Raw genomic sequence first — 20,031 nt, forward strand, 5'->3', positions numbered from 1 at the left:
CCGCACACTCCCTGTGCCGCCGAAGGGTCTGCCCCTTCGGCGGCTCAGGCACGTACTATGCAGAGACTAGGACCTGTCACCTCGTCCCAGGAGAAACGGAGAGAGATCATGACGAACTCGCCCTACGGAGCACCGGACCCCAACAACCCCGGACAGCAGCCGCCCAACTGGGGAGCCCAGGCGCCCCAGGCCGGCGGCTCCAAGTTCGGAACCAACCCCTATGACCCGGCCACGGCAGGGGCCACGATGCCCAAGCCGGCCAAGCAGGCCCTGCTGGAGAAGCTGACGCTGATCTCCATGGCCCTGTCCCTGGTCTCCACTCTGGCTTACAGCGCCGTCATGGCCGGCGATGACTTTGCCGACTTCATGCGAGACAGCTACGCCGAGGCGGGCCTGCCCGCCGAGGACGTCGAGTCCATGGTCGACATGATGAGTGGAGCAGCCATCGGTGGTGCCGTCTTCGGTGTGGTCATCACGGTGGGCCTCTACCTGCTGGTCTACTTCCCGCTGACCAAGGGCAAGTCCTGGGCCCGCGTACTGGGCCTGGTGTTCGCGTTCATAGGCGTGGCCGGCGCGCTTCTGTCGTTGGTCTCCAGCGGCGCATTCATGTTCGGCAGCGCCGTCGGAATCCTCGGCGCCGTCGCCTACCTGGCCTACGCCGTGGTCACCGTGTACTGGATCGTCACTGCCTTCAACCAGGATGTGCGCAACTACCTGGAACAGCAGAGCGCCTGACCCTCACACGCTTCAGACAGTTCCGCCCCGGGAGGTAATCCTCCCGGGGCGGAACTGTATCCAAAGCCTTCAGACCGCTGGCGCTCAGACCCCTGCTGCCAGGGCCCGCGCCTGCTGTTCAGCAGACTGGACCACGTTGGCCAGCAGCTCCACGCGGGTCATCGGACCCACTCCCCCGGGGTTCGGGGAGTACCAGGAGGCCACATCCTCGATGCCGGGGGCGACGTCGCCGTGGATCGTCGCCTTGCCGGTCTCCGGGTCCACCTCACGGGTCACACCCACATCCAGCACCACGGCTCCGGGCTTGAGGTCCTTGGGATCCACCACATGCTTCACGCCGGCGGCGGCCACCACCACATCGGCTTGGGCCAGATGCCCGGCGGTGTCCTTGGTCCCGGTGTGGCACAGGGTCACCGTGGCGTTTATCTGCTTGCGGGTCAGCAGCAGACCGATCGGCCGACCGATGGTCACGCCGCGTCCCACCACGACCACATGCTTACCGTTGAGGTCCAGACCGTAGTGGTCCAGCAGGTCGATGCAGCCCTTGGGCGTGCACGGCAGCGGCGTGGTGATCTCACCGTTGACGGTGGCCACCAGCCGGCCCAGGTTCATCGGGTGCAGGCCGTCTGCATCCTTCTCCGGTGCGATCGCCTCCAGCACCGTGTTGGTGTCCAGATGCTTGGGCAGGGGCAGCTGCACGATGTAGCCGGTGCAGGCGTCGTCGTGGTTGAGCTTCTCCAGCTCCGCCAGCAGGTCCTCCTGGGAGATGTCCTCCGGAAGCTCCACCTGGATGGAGTTGATCCCGACTTCGGCGCAGTCCCGGTGCTTGCCTGTCACATAGGTCTGGCTGGCCGGGTCAGCACCCACCAGCACTGTGCCCAGCCCAGGAGTGATGCCCTGCTCCTTCAGCGCCGCCACTCGGATGGCCAGCTCCTGCTTCAGGGCGGCTGCGGTGGCCTTGCCGTCCAGCTTCTGCGCTGTCGCCTCAGTGCTCAAGTCTCACCACTCCTCGAGGCCGTCGTAGAGCGGGAAGTCGGCGGCCAGGGTGGCCACCCGGGACTTCAGCGACTCAAGGTCCGCCTGCGGCTTGAGCGCCTCCGCGATGATGTCTGCGACCTCGCGGAACTCGGTCTCGCCGAATCCGCGCGAGGCCAGCGCCGGAGTGCCGATGCGCAGACCGGAGGTCACCATCGGCGGGCGCGGGTCATTCGGCACAGCATTACGGTTGACCGTGATGCCGACCTCGTGCAGCCGATCCTCGGCCTGTTTGCCGTCCAGCTCGGAGTTCCGCAGGTCCACCAGGACCAGGTGAACATCGGTGCCCCCGCTGAGCACCGAGACGCCGTGTTCGGTGACGTCCTCGGAGAGCAGACGCTCGGCCAGCAGCTGGGCACCCTGGACGGTACGCTGCTGCTTCTCGCGGAAGTCCTCCGAGCCGGCGATCCTGAAGGCGATGGCCTTGGCGGCGATGGCGTGCATCAGAGGGCCGCCCTGCTGCCCGGGGAACACCGCCGAGTTGATCTTCTTGGCGTGCTCGGCCTTGGTCAGGATCATGCCCGAGCGCGGGCCGGCCAGGGTCTTGTGCACGGTGGTGGTCACGACGTCGGCGTGGGGCACCGGGTTAGGATGCAGTCCCGCGGCCACCAGGCCGGCGAAGTGAGCCATGTCCACCCAGAGGACGGCGCCGACCTCATCGGCGATCTCGCGGAACTTCGCGAAGTCCAGCTGCCGCGGGTAGGCGGACCAGCCGGCCACGATCATGTCCGGCCTCTCCGCCAGAGCCTGCTCGCGGACCTTCTCCATGTCGATCAGACCGGTCTGCGGGTCCACCTCATAGGCGGCGATCTCGTGGAACTTGCCGGAGTGGTTGAGCTTCATGCCGTGGGTCAGGTGACCGCCGTGGTCCAGGGAGAGGCCCATGAGCTTATCGCCGGGCTTGAGGAAGGCACTCATCACGGCCACATTGGCCTGGGCACCGGCATGGGGCTGGACGTTGGCGTGTTCAGCCCCGAAGAGCTCCTTGGCACGCTCGATGGCCAGGTTCTCGGCCACATCCACGAACTCGCATCCGCCGTAGTAGCGGCGTCCGGGATAGCCCTCGGCGTATTTGTTGGTCAGCACAGACCCCTGAGCCTCGAGCACCGCACGGGGCACGAAGTTCTCGGAGGCGATCATCTCCAGAGTTCCGCGCTGGCGGCCCAGCTCATCAGCGATCGCCTGGGCGATCTCCGGGTCGACGTCGGACAGGGGCTGGGTGTTGATGTCTTTGCTCAAAGAGATTCTCCTAAGACCGCGAGGACGTGCCTCGACCAGTGTAATACCGTCCAGGTCGCCGCCGCCCACGTGTCCTGAACAGCGAAAAGACCCCTCCGCGCGGAGCCTGTCGGCTGCCCTGCGAAGGGGTCCTCTCATCTCAGATCGCCGCAGCCGACGATCTGGCGACCTCAGCGGGCCGGTTCACCGCAGGAGGTTCAGCCCTTGACCTTGGCCTCGATGCGGGCGCCGATCTCGGCGTCGACGTTCTTCCAGTACTGGAAGGCGTTGGAGAGCACCGGCTCCTGGACGCCCTCGAGGGCGCCTGAGACGGTCTCCACCAGACGGTCGCGCTGAGCGTCGTCGAAGACCTCGCGGACCAGAATCCCGGCCTGACCGAAGTCGTCGTCGCCCTCACGCAGAGTGTAGGCGGAGCGGACGAGCTCGCCGTCGGCCTCCCAGCCGTTGTCCACCGGGCCCTGCTCGTCGGACCAGGTTGCGCCCTCCACCGTGTTCGGGGCGTAGACCGGGCGGTCGCCGGTGTGGTCGTACCACATGTTGCCCTCAAAGTTATAGGTGTGGACCGGGTTCTTCGGGCGGTTGACCGGCAGCTGCTGGAAGTTGGTGCCGATGCGGTAGCGCTGAGCGTCCGCGTAGGCGAAGTTGCGGCCCAGCAGCATCTTGTCCGGGGAGTTGCCGGTGCCCGGAACCATGTTCCCCGGGGAGAAGGCAGCCTGCTCGATCTGAGCGAAGAAGTTCTCCGGGTTCTTGTTCAGGGTCAGCTTGCCCACGGGGATGCGCGGGTAGTCGGCCTTCGGCCAGGTCTTGGTGAGGTCGAAGGGGTTGATCTTGTAGGTCTTCGCGTCCTCGTAGGGCATGACCTGCACGTAGAGGGTCCAGGTCGGGTGCTCGCCGCGCTTGATGGCGTCGAAGAGGTCGCGACGGTGGTGCTCGGCGTCGGCACCGGCCAGGCGCTCTGCCTCTTCACCGGACATGGTGTCGAAGCCGTTCTCGTTGATGAAGTGGTACTTCACCCAGAAGCGCTCGCCCTCGGCGTTGACCCAGGCGTAGGTGTGGGAGCCGTAGCCGTTCATGCGGCGCCAGGAGGCCGGCAGGCCGCGGTCGCCCATGAGGTAGGTGACCTGGTGGGCAGACTCGGGGTTCTGGGTCCAGAAGTCCCACTGCATGTGCGGGTCGCGCAGGCCGGAGTCCGGCAGACGCTTCTGGGAGCGGATGAAGTGCGGGAACTTCATGGGGTCACGGACGAAGAACACCGGGGTGTTATTGCCCACGATGTCGAAGTTGCCCTCTTCGGTGTAGAACTTCAGCGCGAAACCGCGCACATCGCGCCAGGTGTCCGGGGATCCGAGCTCTCCGGCGACAGTGGAGAAGCGCAGCAGGGTCTCAGTGGTCCTGCCGGGCTGGAAGACGTCTGCCTTGGTGTACTGGGAGACGTCGTGGGTCACCTCGAAGGTGCCGAATGCACCGGCGCCCTTGGCATGCGGCCGGCGCTCCGGAACATTCATCCGGTTGAAGTGAGCCAGTGTCTCGACGAGGTGATGGTCATGCAGGACGATGGGGCCGTCATCCCCCACGGACAGGGAGAAGCGGTCGCTGACGGCTGGGATGCCTGCCTGGGTGGTGGAACCAGTCGCATTCGGTGTGTTGGGTGCGCTCAAGGCTGACTCTCTCTCTTCTACTTCGGGGACAGCCGGTCTCAGGCTTCGGCCTTCACCCTGCACCCATCACAGACACCGCGGAAGACGACGTCGGCGACATCGACCTTCATCCCCAGGCCTGACGGTGCCTCGAGACAGGGGGCCTCGCCGTGGACGCAGTCGACATCCTCGATGCGTCCACAGACCGAACAGATCGCGTGGTGGTGATTGTCATGGGTGCGGGTCTCGTAGCGGGCCGGAGACCCCGGAGGGTCGAACCGGCGCACGAGCTCCTTGGCGGTGAGGTCGTGCAGCACGGTGTACACGGACTGGACCGTGATCTCCGGGAGCTGCTCGGTGACGGCCGTGTGGACCGCCTCAGCCGGCTGGTGCGGATGAGCTGCGACGGCGTCCAGGACCGCAAGCCGCTGGCGGGTCACGCGGAGCCCGCGATCACGCAGCTGTGCCGGCCAGTCCGTCGTCTCAGTCATGACACCTAGTCTGCCCCAAATATGAGTAATTCACAATTACACCGCACCAGCGCCCTGAGATGGGGCGATCATGAGCCCGGGCACTCCGCCGGCGCCCCCGCGCAGACAGAGAGAAGCCCCTCCCAGGGGAGCCGGAGCTCCGTACCGGAAGGGGCTTCTCGAGGATCTGCGACACTCAGGCCGCGAGGATCAGCTCAGCCTCAGAGGCCAGCCTCGTCATCCTCTTCGTCGTCGCCGTTGAGGTCGTCGCCCATCTCATCCTCGTCATCGGCGGGGTCCTCGCCCATGTCCTCATCCTCATCGGCGGGGTCCTCGCCCATCGGATCATCCTCATCAGCAGGATCCTCACCCATCGGATCCTCCTGCTGGGCCGGATCCTCCTCGGCGGGATCCTGCTGGGCGGGATCCTGCTGGGCCGGCTCGTCGACGGTGCCGTTCTCCTCGGGAGCGTCTTCCTCAGTGTCGCAGGCGGTGACGCCGAAGAGCGCCAGAGAGCCGACGCCGACTGCGGCAGCGAGGGAACGAAGCTTGTTTGCATCGGTGGTTGCCATGAAAGTGCACCTCCGTATTCTGCATCGCTTGGATGCTGCGCGGACTCTCCGCGTTTCTTGCCAGGCCATCCTTACCGGATGACTTGGACCCATACTGACCAGATCGGAAGCGCTGAGAAAAGGTCAGAGCGGGAGTTTCGCCACACTCAGAGAATCCTCTTACGGGCTTTGGAGGAACTGCCCACCGGAGACAGCTTTCCTGGACACTCTCTGAACGTTTCCACACATCACTGAAGCACCCGCTGAAGCACACTGTCATCACAGGTCAGACACACTGCGGCCCCGCCCGGAACACATCCGAGCGGGGCCGCAGAGCAGACGTGACAGGAAGTGAGGATCAGAGACCCTCGTCCTCCTCTTCGTCAGCGGGGTCATCCTCGAGCGGATCCTCCTCATCGGCCGGATCGTCCGCCGGATCCTCTTCATCCGCGGGGTCCTCTGCCGGGTCTTCGCCGTTCTCGACGCCGTCGTCTTCAGTGTCATCGGCGCCGCCGTCTTCACATGCGGTCACGCCGAACAGTGCCAGCGAGCCGATGCCCAGAACGGCAGCGAGGGAACGAAGCTTGTTGTCATCGGTGGTAGCCATGCGGTTCAGTACCTCCGTGGGGTGTGCATCCTGTGATGCTGCGCGGACTTTCCGCTCCAGATCCGCCCAACTTCAGTTCCTCTGGGCGACCTGAGACCATCATCACCATATTCATGAGCTGGAGAGAAGCTTTGAAGATGCTTCTGCTTGAAACTCATAGTCGGCATGGAGCCTATATTCAGCCAGCGTCAACTTCCGCCACTTTTCTGGGCGAACCCTGAACGTCCCCCTCAGATCTCTCCTCCCGCGGGGATCCCAGCTGCGCCTGCTCCTCCAGCCGACGGCCCTCCACGTCCACATCGGGGATCAGCCGGTCCAACCAGGGCGGAAGCCACCAGGCCTTCTCCCCCAGCAGGTAGGTGGCTGCGGGGATGAGCGTGGCACGGACCAGGAGGGCCTCCACCAGCACGCCGAAGGCCAGGCCGAAGCCGATGGGCCGGATGATGGTCAGATCCGCGAAGACGAATCCGGCGAAGACCGAGACCATGATGATCCCGCAGGCCAGCACCACCGGCCCGCCCTGGCGCAGACCACGCAGGATGGCCTGCCGGGCGCCGCTGCCGCGCGCATGGGCTTCACGCACCCCGGACATGATGAAGAGCTGATAGTCGATGGCCAGGCCGAAGAGCACGCCGCAGATCAGGATGGGCAGGAAGGCCAGGATGGGACCGGGCTCGTTGACCCCGAAGACCTCGCTGAGCCAGCCCCACTGGTAGATGGCCGTGACCGCGCCCAGGCTGGCCGCCAGAGAGAGCACATAGCCCACTGCGGCCAGCACCGGAGCGGCCACGGAGCGGAAGATGGCCATGAGCAGCACCAGACAGAGCACCACCACGATGCCCACATACAGCGGGATGGCGTCCTGCAGCCGTTCGGCGATCTCGATGTTCGCCACCGTCTGCCCGGTGAAGCCCAGGGAGCTCAGCCCGTGGTCCTGCTCCAGAGCCTGCTGGGCGCCGAAGAGGGAGGTCACGAGATCAGAGGTCTCCTCATCGTTGGGACCGGTCTCCGGGACGATCTGCAGCAGCCGCAGATCGCCGGCGTCGTTGGCCTCTGCCGGGACGGCGCGGGCCACGCCCTCCATGGCCGCGAACTCCTCGGCCAGGTCCAGCCCGGCCTCCTCCTGCTCGGTCTCGCTGAGCCCCTCGGGCAGCTCGGCCACAGCCAGCACCGGGCCGTTCTCCCCCGCCCCGAAGGCATCGCGCACGGTGTCATAGGTGGCATAGGCGGTGGAGTCCTGAGGTTCGGAGCCGCCGTCGGGAAGCCCCAGCCGCAGATCCGCAGCGGGCAGCGCCACGGTGACCAGCAGGATCAGCGGCAGCAGGATGGCCGCCCATGGATGCCGGGTGATGACCCGCCCCCAGCCGCGGTCCATGAGCCGGTCCTGGGCGTGGGCCGAGAGGCGCTCATAGCGGACCGGGGTGTTCTGCTCCGGCGTCAGCGCTGTGGCGCCGAAATCGTCGTCGGAAGGCCCTCCGACGGCGGCCGGGCGCAGCCGCTTGGGCAGGATGCGATGACCCAGCAGGCCCAGCACGGCAGGCCCCAGCAGCAGCACTGCGGCGACCACCACCACGATGGTGGCCGAGGCGGCCAAGCCCATCACGGTCAGGAACGGGATGCCGGTCACCACCAGGGCGGCCAGGGCGATCACATTGGTCACACCGGCGAAGAAGATGGCTGAGCCGGCGGTGCCGGTGGCCAGCCCGATGGACTCCCGGACCCCCATGCCGCGGGCCAGCTGACCGCGATGCCGGTAGATCAGCAGCAGGGTGTAGTCGATGCCCAGGCTCAGGCCGAGCATCAGGGCCAGGATCGGGTCCGTATCCGTCAGCTCCACCACGGAGGACAGAGCGAAGACCCCGGCCACCCCGACGCCGACACCGATCAGCGCCAGCGCCACCGGCAGTCCGGCGGCCACGACAGTCCCCAGAGTGATCAACAGAACCAGGGCGGCCACGGCCAGACCGATGATCTCGCTGGTGCCCACGATGGAGGTGACGTCCTGGACCAGCTCCAGGGCGAAGTCAGCCTCCACTCCGTCCGGGAGGTTCGCCTCCACGGCGGAGATGATGGCCTCCTGCTGCTCCGGGCCCAGGTCATACGCCTCTTCGGAGAGCTGCAGGGTCAGCAGCGCAGCGCCCGACTGCGGGCTGACGGTGTTCATATCCTCTGTCAGCTCCACCTGGCGTTCGGCGCGCTCCAGGTCTCCCTGGGACTCGTCCAGCTCCTGCTGGCTCTGGTCCAGCTCCTCCTGAGCGGTGGAGAGTTCGGCCTCGGTCTCCACGACCACAGGGTCCTGCTCCCCCAGCTGGGCGATGAGCAGCTCGAGCTCCTCATAGCCCTCGTCGAGCTCCTCCTGGCCTTCGTCGATCTCCTGCTGGCCCTCTTCCAGGTCCTGGACGCCCTCCTCCAGGTCCTCTCGGGACTGCTCCATCTCCTCCTGCTGGGAGAAGGGGTCCGGAGCCTCCAGCACGACGTCGACCTCTTCGACCTCCTCAGTCAGCGAGGCGACGCCCGAGCGCTGCTCTGCGGTGAAGTCCTTGCCGTCCTGAGTGGAGAGCAGCACGACCGCTGAGCCGCCCTGGAAGGTCTCGATCTCATCCCCGAGGTCCTCCAGGACGGTCTCGTAGTCGGCGTCGGGGATGCTGTAGGAGGCTGTGGTCCCCTCGCTGAAGGCCACTGCGGCACCGGCCGCCGCGAAGAGTGCGGCCAGCCACAGGGCCAGGACAGTCTTGGCCCGACGGGCACAGAGCTGTCCCAAGCGAGAGAGCCACTTGGACACGCGAGCCTCCTTCAGTCAGGGCAGAGCGGAGCCGCTCAGAGCTCCTCGACGATCTCCATGGCCTCTTCAGCGCTGTAGACGTCGTCGGAGTCCGGCTCCTCCGGCTCCTCAGACTCGTTCCACTCGCTGAACTCGATGCTGGACTCGATGCCGTCGTAGTCCACATCCACGTGGAGCAGCAGCGGCTGCTCCTCATCGGCGAGCACGATGATCTCGACCTCATCGGTCTCGTAGATCCAGGCGTCCTCGCCCTCGTGGGTGCCCTCGGAGGCCTCAGCGTCCAAGTCCGCCAGCTCGTCCTCGCCGAGCAGCAGGTCCAGGTTGTCGCGGATCTCCTCGAGGTACTGCTCCGCCGTGTGGTTCAGCGTGGTCTGGAAGTCGCTGTGGTCCACCCAGTTCAACTCGAAGGCATCATCGATGTCATCCGGATCCGGGACCTCCACATCCTCCGGAGCGCCGACCAGCAGGTCGGTGATGAAGCCTTCGGTGCTCTGGTAGACGGTGTCGCCGAAGGTCAGGTACTCGCCCTGGAACTCCATGCCGTCGACGTCGCCGAGGGTGAACTCCATAGCGGATCCCTCGCCGGTCATCTCACCGGAGTAGAACAGCTCGATCTCGCCGTCGTCCTCGGCGGAATCCTCGATGTCGTCCTCATCCTGCAGCGGGTCGTCATCATCGTCATCATCGTCATCGTCGAGCTGCGGGGACACGGCGCTCAGCGTCTCGGTGTCGTCATCGTCGTCATCGTCGTCGTCATCGATGTCGTCGATGTCCTCCAGCTCCTCGGAGCCTCCGACCATCTGGTCCTGGGCGATCCGCAGACTCACCGACTCCTGGTCCAGCGAGGCCTCCCAGACATCGTCCTCGATGTCCTCCAGCGCAGGGGCCTCGACGAGCTCATCGTCCTCATCGTCCTGGTCGGCATCCTGGCCGGCGGCGTCGGTGTCATCCTCGGCTTCGTCCTGATCGACGTCGTCCTGCTCCTCCTCCGGGGCCTCCTGGTCATCGACCCCCACGCAGGCGGTCATCGTCAGCATCCCCACGGAGACCAGTCCGGTGGCCTGGGAGAACCTGCGGTTCAGGGTGCGCTTCTTCATCGTTCCTCCTCGCTCGGGATGTCCCTCACTGCTCGCCTGAGGCGTCCTCATCAAGGTTATCGAGGTCTTCGAGATCATCGGTGGGCCAGCCCTGCTCCTCTGCCACGGCTTCGAAGATCTCATCCAGAGTGATGATGTTCTCCGGAGTCTCGGGCTGCTCTGCGGCATCCCACTGGGAGAATGAGTAGCTGCTCTCCTCATCCTCCCAGGCCAGGAGGTAGGGCTCACCCTCTGCGGAGACGACGTACTCGCGGCTGTCGTCACCCTCTGCGGTGTAGACGAAGACCTCCTGGCCCTCGCGCTCCGCGACCTCGCCGGTCAGGCCGTCGAGGTCCTCCTCAGCCAGCTCGGACTGCCATTCGGCGAAGATGTCCTCCGCCGAGTAGGCGCCTGCCTCGCCCTCAGCCGAGAACTCCACCCACTGATCCTCCATGACACGGTTGAGGAAGTCCTCATCCACGGCCTCGGCGACCTCGTCGTCCAGCTCGGCCAGCAACAGCGTGCCGAAGTCCTCGCCGCGAAAGTATTCGGTGCCCTCCACTGTGCGCTGGGTGAAGGCGTTGCCCTCACCGGCGCTGTAGCTCATCTCGGCATCGCTGCCGTCCAGAGAGCCGGAGATGCGGATATCGCCGACGGCGTCCTCATCGATGCCCTCGAAGAGCTCGTCCAGATCGGCCTCTGCAGCCTGGACCTCACCTTCGATGGTGACGGAGTCGGCGGCCAGCATCGCCTCCCACATCTCCTCCTGGATCTCACCGAAGGTGGGGGCCTCCTCCGGCACCTCCTCGGCACCGGCCTCAGCCTCCGTGCCCTCAGCGGGCTCCTCAGTGGAGGGGGCGGAGTCTCCGCCGGAGGCGTCGAAGGGGTTGTCGCAGGCGGTCAGGGCCAGCAGCGCGACGGCGGCCAGGCCGACCGGCTTGAGCAGGGCAGTCCGGTGCCCAGCAGTGTTGGCGTTCATCATTCCCCCAGTGTTGCAGAGGTTGCCGGGGAATCTCCGCACCATCGGCACCGCCTGCGCAAGTCAGGCGGAGGGGGCTCAGACCAGACGGGGATCCCCCGCCCTGCGAATCCGCAGCCAGCGGTAGCCGTAGCCCCCCATCTGCACCTCGGCGGTGTGGTCGCTGTCCAGGACGCAGGAGGCCTCATCGAGGAGATCGACCAGTTCGGCGCCCACCTCCTCGTCCTGCAGCTCGAAGCTCACCGTGACCGGCTCGGAGCGCAGGTTGTGCAGCAGCACCATGGAGCGATCCTCCCAGGTGACCCGGTGGGCCATCACCTGCTCATGCTCCTGCTCCACGACCTCAAAGGCGCCCCACCCGATCTCCGGGGACTCGCGGTAGCGCTTGGCCAGGCGGATGACATGGTGCAGCAGGGAGTCCTGGTCACGGCGGGCCTCGGCCGCGTTGATGTGCTCCGGAGCGTAGGAGCCCTCGGCCACGGCGCGGGCCAGCTGGGAGGGCTTGGCGGTGGAGAAGCCGCCGTTCTTGGCATCCGCCCACTGCATGGGGGTCCGGACGGCCTCGCGTCCCGGGACGTCCAGGTTCTCCCCCATCCCGATCTCCTCGCCGTAGAAGAGCACCGGGGTCCCGGGCAGGGCGAAGAGCAGCGAATAGGCCATCCTGAGCCGGCGCGGATCCCCGCCGAACATCCCGGGGAGACGACGCCGGATGCCGCGCCCGGCGAAGCGGTGCTCCTCCTCCGGGGCGAAGGCGTCCAGCACCTCCTCGCGCTCCTGCTCGGTGAGCAGGTCCAGGGTCAGCTCGTCATGGTTGCGCAGGAAGTTGGCGTACTGGGTCTCCAGGCTCAGGTTCTGCGGCCGGGAGGCCAGCGCATCGGCCAGCGGCGCCGCCTGCTGGCGAGCCAACCCCAGGAAGAGCCGCTGGTTGGTGAAGAAGTCGAACTGCATGGTCAGCTGATCTCCGTCCTCACCGCCGAAGAAGGTCATCTGCTCCTCATGCGGCAGGTTCACCTCCCCAAGCATGATGGCCGAGCCGTGCCCGGAGGACCGGCGCTGCAGGAAGGCCCGCAGGGCGCGCAGATAGTCATGGGGCTCGTCCAGGTCATGCTCATCCCGGCCCTCGAAGGTGGTCTGGTTGATGGCGAAGGGCACCGCATCCACGCGGAATCCGTCCACACCCACCTGCAGCCAGAAGCCCATGATCTTGGCGATCTCATCGCGCACCGCGGGATTGGCTGTGTTCAGGTCCGGCTGGGTGTGCAGGAAGTGGTGCAGGTACCACTCCCCGGTCTTCTCGTCATAGGTCCAGATCCCGTCCTCCGAGTCCGGGAACATGGTCTGATCCGAGGTGTCTCCGGGGTCCTCGGAGCGCCACACGTAGTAGTCGCGGTAGGGGTTCTGAGCGGAGGTCCGCGACTTCCGGAACCAGGGGTGCTGATCGCTGGTGTGGTTGATGACCAGGTCCACGATCACCCGGATGCCGCGGTCATGGGCCAGACGCACCAGCTCCACGAAGTCGCCGTGGTTCCCGTAGCGGCTGTCCACACCGTAGAAGTCGGAGATGTCATAGCCGTTGTCCCGCCGCGGCGAGGGGTAGAAGGGCATCAGCCAGATGCAGTTCACCCCGATCTCGGCCAAGTAGTCGATCCGCTGGGTGAGTCCGTGGAGGTCGCCGATGCCGTCGCCGTCGGAGTCCAGATAGGTCTCCAGATCGATGCAGTAGACCACCGCGTTCTTATACCAGAGGTCTGCGGTCTCGGTGATGCGCATCAGCTCAGCTCCTTCGTCACGGCAGGCAGGATGGTCTCGGCCGCCGTCTCCAGCCAGGGCGCCTGGTCCTGGCCCACGTGGTGGAGGTAGACGGCGTCGAAGTCTGCGGCGGCCTGGGCGATCCATCCGATGTGCTGCTGGGGCGACTCGGAGGTCCACACCGCCTCCAGCACGCTGGAGATCCCCACCTCATCGGCGGCGGCGTCGAAATGCTCCGGAGTGGGCAGGTCCTGGTCCAGCGGCGGGCCGAAGACGTTGCTGCGCCACTGATCATAGGCGATCTCCTCGGCCCGGCTGCGGCTGGGTGCCCAGCTCAGATGGATCTGCAGCATCACCGGGCCGGTGCCGCCGGCCTCACGATAGGCGCGGCGGACCTCATGGTGCTGACCACCCGGCTGGTTCAGGGTGATGATGCCGTCGGCCCAGGCGGCGGCCCGGCGCCCAGAGTCCGGGGTGATGCAGGTGCCGTAGGTGGGGATGGGCTCGGTCGGCCGATCATAGAGGTAGGCGGTGTCCACCTCCACCAGACCCGAGTGGCTGACCGTCTCCCCGCGGTGCAGCCGGCGGATGATGTCTGCGGACTCCTCCAACCGGCGTCGGCGGGTGTCCAGATCCGGCCAGCGGTCACCGGTGATGTGTTCGTTCATCGCCTGGCCCGCGCCCAGCGCCACCCAGTAGCGGCCGGGGAACATCTCCCCCAGCGTGGCCGTGGCCTGGGCGATCACCGCCGGGTGATAGCGCTGGCCCGGGGCGTTGACCGAGCCGATTCTGAACTCGGTGGAGGCCAGGGCCGCGCCCAACCAGGACAGCGAGAAGCCCGAATGTCCCTGGCGCCGAGACCAAGGCATGAAGTGGTCGGAGCACATGGCGGCGTCGAATCCCGCCTGCTCCGCCTGCACCACGTCCTTGAGCAGCTGCGAGGGCGCGATCTGCTCATGGGAGGCGTGGAAGCCGATAGTCGTCATCAGTCAGTCACCCTCATCCATCCTTCGGTCATGCACTCACAGGCACCAGCCTACTGAGAGAAACCTGGGAGGAAGCTGGATATAACTCCGTCTGGGAGAGCTCAGCTCAGCGGGCTCAGCCCAGGATGCCCTCCCGGATCGCGCGCAGCACGGCATTGGTGCGGTCCCGGGCGCCGAGCTTGGTGAGGATCGAGGAGAGGTGGTTCTTCACCGTGCCCTCGGCCAGATGCGCCAGGGAGGCGATCTGCCGGTTGGAATACCCTTCGGCCACCAGGCGCAGCACTTCGATCTCCCGCTGGGTGAGCTGCTCCACCACTCTCCCCTGGGCGCCGGTGGGCTCGGAGGAGCTCTTGATGGCCCGCAGGAGCCGATCGGTGATGGAGGGCGCGATGAGTGTTCCTCCCTCGGCCAGAGTCTGCACGGCCCGGGAAAGCTGCTCCACAGTGACGTCCTTGAGCAGATAGCCCCGCGCTCCGGCGCGCAGCGCCTCCAGGACCAACGTGTCATCGTCGAAGGTGGTCAGCACCAGCACGGGGATGGCCTCCAGCGGCGGTCCGGCCTCCTGGAGCTGACGCAGCAGCCAGATCCCGTCGTACTGGGGCATCCGCAGATCCAGCAGCACGACGTCGGGCGCGGGCTTCTCCGCGCGCAGAACGGTGAGCCCCTCCGCACCGTCGGAGGACTCGTCCACCACGGTGATGCCGCCCAGCTCCAGCAGCGTGCGGATCCCCTGGCGGACCAGGGTCTGGTCATCGACGACGAGCACGCGCGGGGCGGAGGCGGGCATCTCTGCTGGTCCGGCACCTGCCGGTTCCGTCATGGCAGCCTCACCTCCACGGTGAAGGCGGGACGGGTGAGCACACCCAGCTCCCCGCCCAGAAGCCGGACCCGCTCCTGGAGCCCGGAGAGGCCGTTGCCGAAGGTGATGCTCTTGGGCGGATAGCCGTCATCAGTGCCGCGCAGCACGGTCTCGCCCTCCTCCTGGAACAGCTCCAGGGAGAGCTCCTGAGCCTCGGCGTGACGGACCGCATTGGTGATCATCTCCTGGGCCGCGCGCAGCAGGGCCTCCTGCCGCTGCTCGTCCAGCTCCGGCAGATCCCCGGCCACCTCCACGTGGATCTCCAGGGAAGGCACTGCGGCGGCCAGGCGGCGCAGATGATCCTCCAGATCTCCAGGGCTGCGGCGGCGCAGCTCACCCACTGTGCCGCGGACCTCGCCCAGGAGGTCCTTGGCCACCTGCTGAGCCCGCTCCACATGGGCCCGGCCCTGGGAGCTCTCCTCCACCCGGTGTGCGGCGGCCTCCAGCTCCAGGTTCAGCACAGTGAGCTGGTGACCGACCGCGTCGTGGAGCTCCCGGGAGATGCGCAGGCGCTCAGCGGTCTTGGCCGAATCCTCCAGCAGCACACCCGCCGTCTCCAGATCCAGGTTCTTCTCCTCCAGCTCGGCGCGCAGCAGCGATTCCCGGTAGAGGGCATAGGTGCTGAACATGGAGGCCAGATGGATCACCGCGTAGAAGGCGGTGACCGTCAGATACTCGGCCGGCTCCACTCCGTGGAACATCAGGTGAAGCATGACCACGGCACAGTTGAGCCCGATGACGCCCAGCACCGCCCGGATAGGCAGCAGGTAGCTGCCGGCCGCGGCGACCACCACCAGGATCACCACGATCATCCCCTGGTTGGGCAGACTCAGCAGCAGCGCCCAGGAGCAGAGCACCGAGACCGCGTAGAGCAGGTGCCGCGTCCACCGGCCGAAGTGTTCGGCGACGGCGAGGATCAGCCCACCGAGGCATCCCACCAGCAGCAGCACCCAGAGCCAGGGCGGGACATAGGGGTCTGCGGCGAAGAGCATGAGGAGCCCGACGCCCAGGCACAGCACCAGGATTGCGATCCCGGAGAGCTCCAGGCCCCGACGGTGGTCGCGGTGAGCCGCCGCGGGGCCCTCGGCCGAGGCGGCAGACTCTGAGGCGATCTCGGGGCTGACCTCAGCGGTGCGCTGGGCAGGGCGGGGTTCCATAGCTTCAGCGTACTGAACGGCTCTGCACAGGCACCGGTGCCGAAAGTCATGGCCGCAGCGATGACCTCCGGCACAGGCGCACCCGCCCGCGGCCGGAGGAGCCTGGAGGCATGACACAGCAGACCGCGCCTCTGGCCATCGATGCTCAGCATCTGGTCAAGCGATACAGACAGAAGACAGCGGTGGATGGGATCAGCCTGCAGGTGCGCGCCGGCGAGACCTTCGGGATCCTGGGCACCAACGGGGCCGGCAAGACCACCACAGTGGAGATGATCGCCGGACTGCGGCGGCCCTCGGAGGGAACCGTGCGCATCCTGGGGCTTGATCCCTTCACCGACCGGGCGCAGGTCCGCCAGATCCTGGGCGTACAGCTGCAGGAGGCCTACCTGCACGGCTCGCTGAGCTGCTGGGAGCTGGTGGAGCTCTACCGGAGCTTCTATCCCGACCCGCTGGATGCCCAGACCGCGCTGGCCATGGTGGAGCTGACGGAGAAGGCCAAGACACGGTTCGACGACCTCTCCGGCGGTCAGATGCAGCGGCTGTCCATCGCTCTGGCCCTGATCGGCCGCCCCGAGGTGGTGATCCTCGATGAGCTGACCACCGGCCTGGACCCCAAGGCTCGGCGTCGGGTGTGGTCCACGATCGAGTCCCTGACCGAGCAGACCGTGATCCTGGTCAGCCACGCCATGGATGAGGTGGAGCGCCTCTGCGGCCGTGTGGCGCTGATCGACCAGGGCCGGGTCATCGCTCAGGGAAGCCCCGAGCATCTGAAGGAGCAGGCCGCTGCGGTCACTCTGGAGGACGCCTTCGTGGCTCTGACCGGCAAGGACATCCACGATGACGAGGAGGACGACTGATGAGTGAGACCGCTGATATCCGACGACCGGCATGGCGCCCCGGCGCCGCCGCCTGGCTGCGGCTGATCCAGGCCGAGGCGAAGATGGTGATCCGTGACTATGCGGGGCTCATCGTCCCTCTGGGCCTGCCCCTGCTGATCCTGGTCATGCAGGGGATCTCCATCGAGGAGAGAGGGCAGGAGATCGCCGAGGGCGTCACCGTCTTCTCCTACTACGCCCTGCCGGTGGTGATCTCCATGGTGGTTGCCACGATCGCGGTGATCAATATGCCCAGCTTCCTGGCCACCTACCGCAAGACCAAGCTGCTGCGACGCCTGGCGGTCACCCCGGCCTCACCCGCCATGGTGCTGGTGGCTCAGATGGTGGTCAGCTTCATCCAGGTGGTCCTGGGCATCGGCCTGGCCTTCGCCGTGGCGCTGATCTTCTTCGACGCCGCTCTCCCGCTGGCCCCGCTGACAGCCGCCGGCGTGCTGCTGGCCTGCTGCGCGGCCATGTACGGACTGGGCATGATCGTCGCCTCCATCGCCCCGACGCCGAACTCGTCGGTGGCCATCGGGCTGATCGCCTTCTTCGGCATCGCTGCGCTGGGCGGGATGTTCGGTCCGGCCGACAACCTGCCGGAGGTCCTGCAGACGGTAGGATCCTGGCTGCCCTTCGGTGCCTCGGTGGAGGCCTTCCAGTCAGCCTGGCTGGGCGAGGCGGTGGAGTTCCAAAACTGGGTGGTGCTCGGCGGCTCTGCCGTGATGGGGGCCGGCGTCGCGGGTGCGCTGTTCCGTTGGGAGTGAGGATCCGGTTGAAGAGATCAGCAGCATGTGAGGTTCAGTGCCACTGCCGGAAACAAGACCATGGCTGCTTCTCAGCTCGCCAGACTGACAACTGGAACAACGACGGCGGCGATGGCCAGTCCCGCGGATTGGAATCGGCTGAGGCGTTCCTTGAGCACAAGAAGGGCTAGGAGTACTGGTATCGCGGGGTAGAGAGCGATGGCGATCATCACCGGACCCAGCAGAGCGTGCCGAGTGGCATAGAGATAGAAGGCCATAGCCAAGGCTGCGACCAGCCCGACTGTGGCAGCTTGAAGCGTTGTCTTCCTCAGCCGCAGCGGGGCTGCGCGGAACCACGCGAGAGCGAGCAGCGGCACGAGGCTGACCAGCTGTCCCGTCAGCAAGGGCTCCACCGGTACGGCGGAAGTGATCCGACTGAGCGCGAACAACTGAGTGGCATACCCCGCTCCGGCGATAACCCCGTAGACGGCCGCAAAAACGTTCTGACGCGCCTGCAGGTCGGGCTGGCCAAGGAGCGTTCCGTGCCTATTGGGTCTGCTGAGCAGCCATATCGCCGGCAGCAGCATCACTCCAGCAGCTGCGGTATGCAGCTGCAGGGGCTCGCCCAGCAGGGTGGTCGAAAGGATGAAAGGTACTGCGACTGAGACGATGCTGGTGACTGGAACAGCGATGGAGATGTTGTGTCTGCGCATCCCTTCATAGAGCGCCGCGACTCCGATTCCTGAGCCGATGCCTGAGAGCACAGCCCATCCGAAGTCCTGATCACCCATCGGTTCCAGGTCCCCCTGAGTCCAGAAGATGCTGAGCGCCCAGGCCAGGAAGAATAGGGCTCCACCGGCTTGCGAATAGACAGCCACACTCATCGCTGGGATCCGCCGGGCCAGCACTCCGTTGAAGAAATGAGAGGTGCCGAACATGACGGCAGCCAGCACGCCCAGGAACTCGCCCATGGCACCTTCCTCTCTTCCTCACTTCAGGTAACGGGCCTGTCCATCGTCACCAGGGCTAAGCGTTGACGTCTAGTTCCCCTTAAGCACAGCAACCATGTACTTTGAGTGCATGTTGGATCGCAGGTTGGAACTCCTACGGATGGTCGCACATGTCGGCACGGTCACTGCGGCCGCCAATGCGCTGTATCGCAGTCCTTCCGGAGTCTCGCGGCAGATCCAAGAGCTTGCCAACGAACTCGGTGTGGAACTGCTTAAGCCTGAAGGGCGCAGAGTGAAACTCACACCAGAGGGCCGTGCCCTGGTGAACTATGCCGATGCCGCTCACCAGAGGTGGGAGGAGACCCGATCGACGCTCCGTGTCTCGGATGAACTGGCAGGACAGGTGACCGTCGTCGCTCATCCATCAGCTGTCACGACGCTTTTTGCCCCGACGATCGACAAACTGGCGACGCGGCACCCGGGTTTGAAACTGAAGATCATCGAGGATCAGCCACCCAAAAATTTCCATCGATTGATCACCACAGAGGCAGACATCTGCCTTGCTGTTGTGGAGGAGGGTGTACCAAACCGAAGCGACCCCCGCTTCGCCCAAGTCGAGTTGACCAGGGAACCCATTGACGCCCTGCTTCCCTCGTCACATGAACTCGCCTCCGAGGGTGTGCTCAACCTGAGGAACCTTGCTGATGAGCAGTGGATCATCCCTGCACAGGGACAGGCCGGGCACGATGAGGTACTCACTGCCTGCCGGTCAGCAGGCTTCACCCCGTCCGTAGTGCATTACGCCCGCGAGTGGTCCACCGTGGCAGCTCTGGTCCAGACGACAGGAGCAGTCAGCCTCACCTCACGCTTTGCCCCCACACAGAGCTCCGAAGCAATCGCAGTGCCATTGGGTGGTGATCCCGTACCGTCCCGCCAGCTGATCCTGACTACCCGAGCAGGGGCAGAGCAGGGTGCCCCCATCACCGCTGTTGCAGACGCACTCTCCTCACAGGTGAAGAACGTGACGCGGGAAGAGCGAGACCATTGATCTCTGATCAATGTTGAAGTTGCTATCTGTCCGACAGGCCTGCCGAATCGAGCGTGCTTAGCGTCCAAGTATGACCGTTACGACGCAGCTGAGGCCGGCACTCCCATCCGTGAACGATGGGTCCTCAATGTGGAGACTGATAGAGCAGACCCAGGGATCGACCTGAACTCCCCTTATCACTACCGCCTGTGGTGCCGGGACTTCGCTGACACCACTCGCGTGATCCGCAGCCCTGAAGGTGCCGTGGTCGCATTCACCACCGCTTATGTGCGCCCCGATGAACCCACAACACTCATGGTCTGGCAGCAAGTCGCCTCAGCCTCTCACCGAAGCCGGAATCTCGGACACGCTAGGGTCCGCGACATCACACAGAGCCACTTGGCAGAACATCGCACCACTCATGTTGAAGCCACCGTGACCGCACTGGCATGACCCCCTGATTTCGGTCCACGAGTTATGAGAGTCGCACTAGCGCCCGGTGCTCCGGGCAGGAAAACTGGTGTGACCATGACAAGCAAGAGAAGACGCCATACCCCGGAACAGATCATCC

The 20,031-nt window shown here is 65.8% G+C and carries 18 protein-coding genes; 4 read left to right on the plus strand and 14 right to left on the minus strand.

The genetic code is table 11. The annotated features are described in order from the left end of the window. Nucleotides 1-108 precede the first annotated feature (108 nt). On the plus strand, nt 109-735 hold the full coding sequence (locus tag IEW85_RS12225; protein ID WP_188686143.1) for a hypothetical protein: 627 nt from the start codon (nt 109-111) through the stop codon (nt 733-735). Nucleotides 736-819: 84 nt separating this feature from the next. Here IEW85_RS12225 and IEW85_RS12230 read toward each other — a convergent pair whose 3' ends face one another. The 13 genes from IEW85_RS12230 to IEW85_RS12290 all read right to left on the minus strand — a co-directional run bounded on the left by IEW85_RS12230 (nt 820) and on the right by IEW85_RS12290 (nt 15,862). After that, on the minus strand, nt 820-1,731 hold the full coding sequence (locus IEW85_RS12230) for a bifunctional methylenetetrahydrofolate dehydrogenase/methenyltetrahydrofolate cyclohydrolase (RefSeq protein WP_188686144.1): 912 nt from the start codon (nt 1,729-1,731) through the stop codon (nt 820-822). 3 nt (nt 1,732-1,734) lie between these two features. After that, the gene (gene glyA / locus IEW85_RS12235; RefSeq protein WP_373286567.1) at nt 1,735-3,009 is read right to left on the minus strand and encodes a serine hydroxymethyltransferase; all 1,275 of its coding nucleotides are present in this window, start codon (nt 3,007-3,009) and stop codon (nt 1,735-1,737) included. Between the two features lie 197 nt (nt 3,010-3,206). Further along, nucleotides 3,207-4,667, minus strand: a complete 1,461-nt coding sequence (locus IEW85_RS12240) for a catalase (protein WP_188686148.1) — start codon at nt 4,665-4,667, stop codon at nt 3,207-3,209. Nucleotides 4,668-4,705: 38 nt separating this feature from the next. Beyond that, nucleotides 4,706-5,137 (minus strand): Fur family transcriptional regulator, encoded by a 432-nt coding sequence (locus IEW85_RS12245; RefSeq protein ID WP_188686150.1) that lies wholly within the window; start codon nt 5,135-5,137, stop codon nt 4,706-4,708. A gap of 200 nt (nt 5,138-5,337) precedes the next feature. Further along, a complete protein-coding gene (locus tag IEW85_RS12250; protein WP_188686152.1) occupies nt 5,338-5,688 on the minus strand; it encodes a hypothetical protein in 351 nt (116 codons plus the stop codon). Between the two features lie 337 nt (nt 5,689-6,025). Beyond that, a complete protein-coding gene (locus tag IEW85_RS12255) occupies nt 6,026-6,274 on the minus strand; it encodes a hypothetical protein (RefSeq protein WP_188686154.1) in 249 nt (82 codons plus the stop codon). Nucleotides 6,275-6,452: 178 nt separating this feature from the next. After that, the gene (locus tag IEW85_RS12260; protein WP_188686156.1) at nt 6,453-9,056 is read right to left on the minus strand and encodes an MMPL family transporter; all 2,604 of its coding nucleotides are present in this window, start codon (nt 9,054-9,056) and stop codon (nt 6,453-6,455) included. Nucleotides 9,057-9,091: 35 nt separating this feature from the next. Further along, nucleotides 9,092-10,153, minus strand: a complete 1,062-nt coding sequence (locus tag IEW85_RS12265; protein WP_188686159.1) for a hypothetical protein — start codon at nt 10,151-10,153, stop codon at nt 9,092-9,094. 25 nt (nt 10,154-10,178) lie between these two features. Beyond that, complete coding sequence (locus tag IEW85_RS12270; RefSeq protein WP_229659004.1) at nt 10,179-11,114, minus strand: hypothetical protein; 936 nt, start codon at nt 11,112-11,114, stop codon at nt 10,179-10,181. Between the two features lie 75 nt (nt 11,115-11,189). After that, on the minus strand, nt 11,190-12,881 hold the full coding sequence (locus tag IEW85_RS12275) for an alpha-amylase family protein (protein WP_188686163.1): 1,692 nt from the start codon (nt 12,879-12,881) through the stop codon (nt 11,190-11,192). Further along, entirely contained in the window at nt 12,881-13,846 is a 966-nt protein-coding gene (locus IEW85_RS12280; protein ID WP_188686164.1) for a TIGR03885 family FMN-dependent LLM class oxidoreductase, read from the minus strand. The genes IEW85_RS12275 and IEW85_RS12280 overlap by 1 nt, the downstream gene beginning before the upstream one ends. 115 nt (nt 13,847-13,961) lie before the next feature. Further along, the gene (locus IEW85_RS12285; RefSeq protein WP_229659005.1) at nt 13,962-14,666 is read right to left on the minus strand and encodes a response regulator; all 705 of its coding nucleotides are present in this window, start codon (nt 14,664-14,666) and stop codon (nt 13,962-13,964) included. Beyond that, nucleotides 14,663-15,862 carry a sensor histidine kinase gene (locus IEW85_RS12290; protein WP_188686166.1) on the minus strand — a complete coding sequence of 400 codons (1,200 nt, stop codon included), beginning with the start codon at nt 15,860-15,862 and terminating at the stop codon, nt 14,663-14,665. The genes IEW85_RS12285 and IEW85_RS12290 overlap by 4 nt, the downstream gene beginning before the upstream one ends. A gap of 110 nt (nt 15,863-15,972) precedes the next feature. On the opposite strand from IEW85_RS12290, the gene IEW85_RS12295 reads away from it, so the two are divergent. Both IEW85_RS12295 and IEW85_RS12300 read left to right on the plus strand, forming a co-directional pair. Next, on the plus strand, nt 15,973-16,719 hold the full coding sequence (locus IEW85_RS12295) for an ABC transporter ATP-binding protein (protein ID WP_188686168.1): 747 nt from the start codon (nt 15,973-15,975) through the stop codon (nt 16,717-16,719). Then, nucleotides 16,719-17,504: an ABC transporter permease gene (locus IEW85_RS12300; protein WP_188686170.1), complete on the plus strand. Its 786-nt coding sequence runs from the start codon at nt 16,719-16,721 to the stop codon at nt 17,502-17,504. The genes IEW85_RS12295 and IEW85_RS12300 overlap by 1 nt, the downstream gene beginning before the upstream one ends. A gap of 71 nt (nt 17,505-17,575) precedes the next feature. Here IEW85_RS12300 and IEW85_RS12305 read toward each other — a convergent pair whose 3' ends face one another. Beyond that, nucleotides 17,576-18,454, minus strand: a complete 879-nt coding sequence (locus IEW85_RS12305; RefSeq protein WP_188686171.1) for an EamA family transporter — start codon at nt 18,452-18,454, stop codon at nt 17,576-17,578. A 109-nt stretch (nt 18,455-18,563) separates the two neighbouring features. Here IEW85_RS12305 and IEW85_RS12310 point away from each other — a divergent pair, with 109 nt between their 5' ends. Further along, nucleotides 18,564-19,481 carry a LysR family transcriptional regulator gene (locus tag IEW85_RS12310; protein ID WP_268234681.1) on the plus strand — a complete coding sequence of 306 codons (918 nt, stop codon included), beginning with the start codon at nt 18,564-18,566 and terminating at the stop codon, nt 19,479-19,481. Nucleotides 19,482-20,031 lie beyond the last annotated feature (550 nt).

It is taken from the genome of Nesterenkonia cremea (assembly GCF_014642675.1).
GTDB classification, from domain to species: domain Bacteria; phylum Actinomycetota; class Actinomycetes; order Actinomycetales; family Micrococcaceae; genus Nesterenkonia; species Nesterenkonia cremea.

What these genes read in the sequence shown, in the direction of transcription:
- IEW85_RS12225 (WP_188686143.1), top strand. Translation starts at nt 109, where the DNA reads ATGACGAACTCGCCCTACGGAGCACCGGACCCCAACAACCCCGGACAG.
- IEW85_RS12245 (WP_188686150.1), bottom strand. Translation starts at nt 5,137, where the DNA reads ATGACTGAGACGACGGACTGGCCGGCACAGCTGCGTGATCGCGGGCTC.
- IEW85_RS12250 (WP_188686152.1), bottom strand. Translation starts at nt 5,688, where the DNA reads ATGGCAACCACCGATGCAAACAAGCTTCGTTCCCTCGCTGCCGCAGTC.
- IEW85_RS12255 (WP_188686154.1), bottom strand. Translation starts at nt 6,274, where the DNA reads ATGGCTACCACCGATGACAACAAGCTTCGTTCCCTCGCTGCCGTTCTG.
- IEW85_RS12265 (WP_188686159.1), bottom strand. Translation starts at nt 10,153, where the DNA reads ATGAAGAAGCGCACCCTGAACCGCAGGTTCTCCCAGGCCACCGGACTG.
- IEW85_RS12270 (WP_229659004.1), bottom strand. Translation starts at nt 11,114, where the DNA reads ATGATGAACGCCAACACTGCTGGGCACCGGACTGCCCTGCTCAAGCCG.
- IEW85_RS12275 (WP_188686163.1), bottom strand. Translation starts at nt 12,881, where the DNA reads ATGCGCATCACCGAGACCGCAGACCTCTGGTATAAGAACGCGGTGGTC.
- IEW85_RS12280 (WP_188686164.1), bottom strand. Translation starts at nt 13,846, where the DNA reads ATGACGACTATCGGCTTCCACGCCTCCCATGAGCAGATCGCGCCCTCG.
- IEW85_RS12285 (WP_229659005.1), bottom strand. Translation starts at nt 14,666, where the DNA reads ATGACGGAACCGGCAGGTGCCGGACCAGCAGAGATGCCCGCCTCCGCC.
- IEW85_RS12290 (WP_188686166.1), bottom strand. Translation starts at nt 15,862, where the DNA reads ATGGAACCCCGCCCTGCCCAGCGCACCGCTGAGGTCAGCCCCGAGATC.
- IEW85_RS12295 (WP_188686168.1), top strand. Translation starts at nt 15,973, where the DNA reads ATGACACAGCAGACCGCGCCTCTGGCCATCGATGCTCAGCATCTGGTC.
- IEW85_RS12300 (WP_188686170.1), top strand. Translation starts at nt 16,719, where the DNA reads ATGAGTGAGACCGCTGATATCCGACGACCGGCATGGCGCCCCGGCGCC.
- IEW85_RS12305 (WP_188686171.1), bottom strand. Translation starts at nt 18,454, where the DNA reads ATGGGCGAGTTCCTGGGCGTGCTGGCTGCCGTCATGTTCGGCACCTCT.
- IEW85_RS12310 (WP_268234681.1), top strand. Translation starts at nt 18,564, where the DNA reads ATGTTGGATCGCAGGTTGGAACTCCTACGGATGGTCGCACATGTCGGC.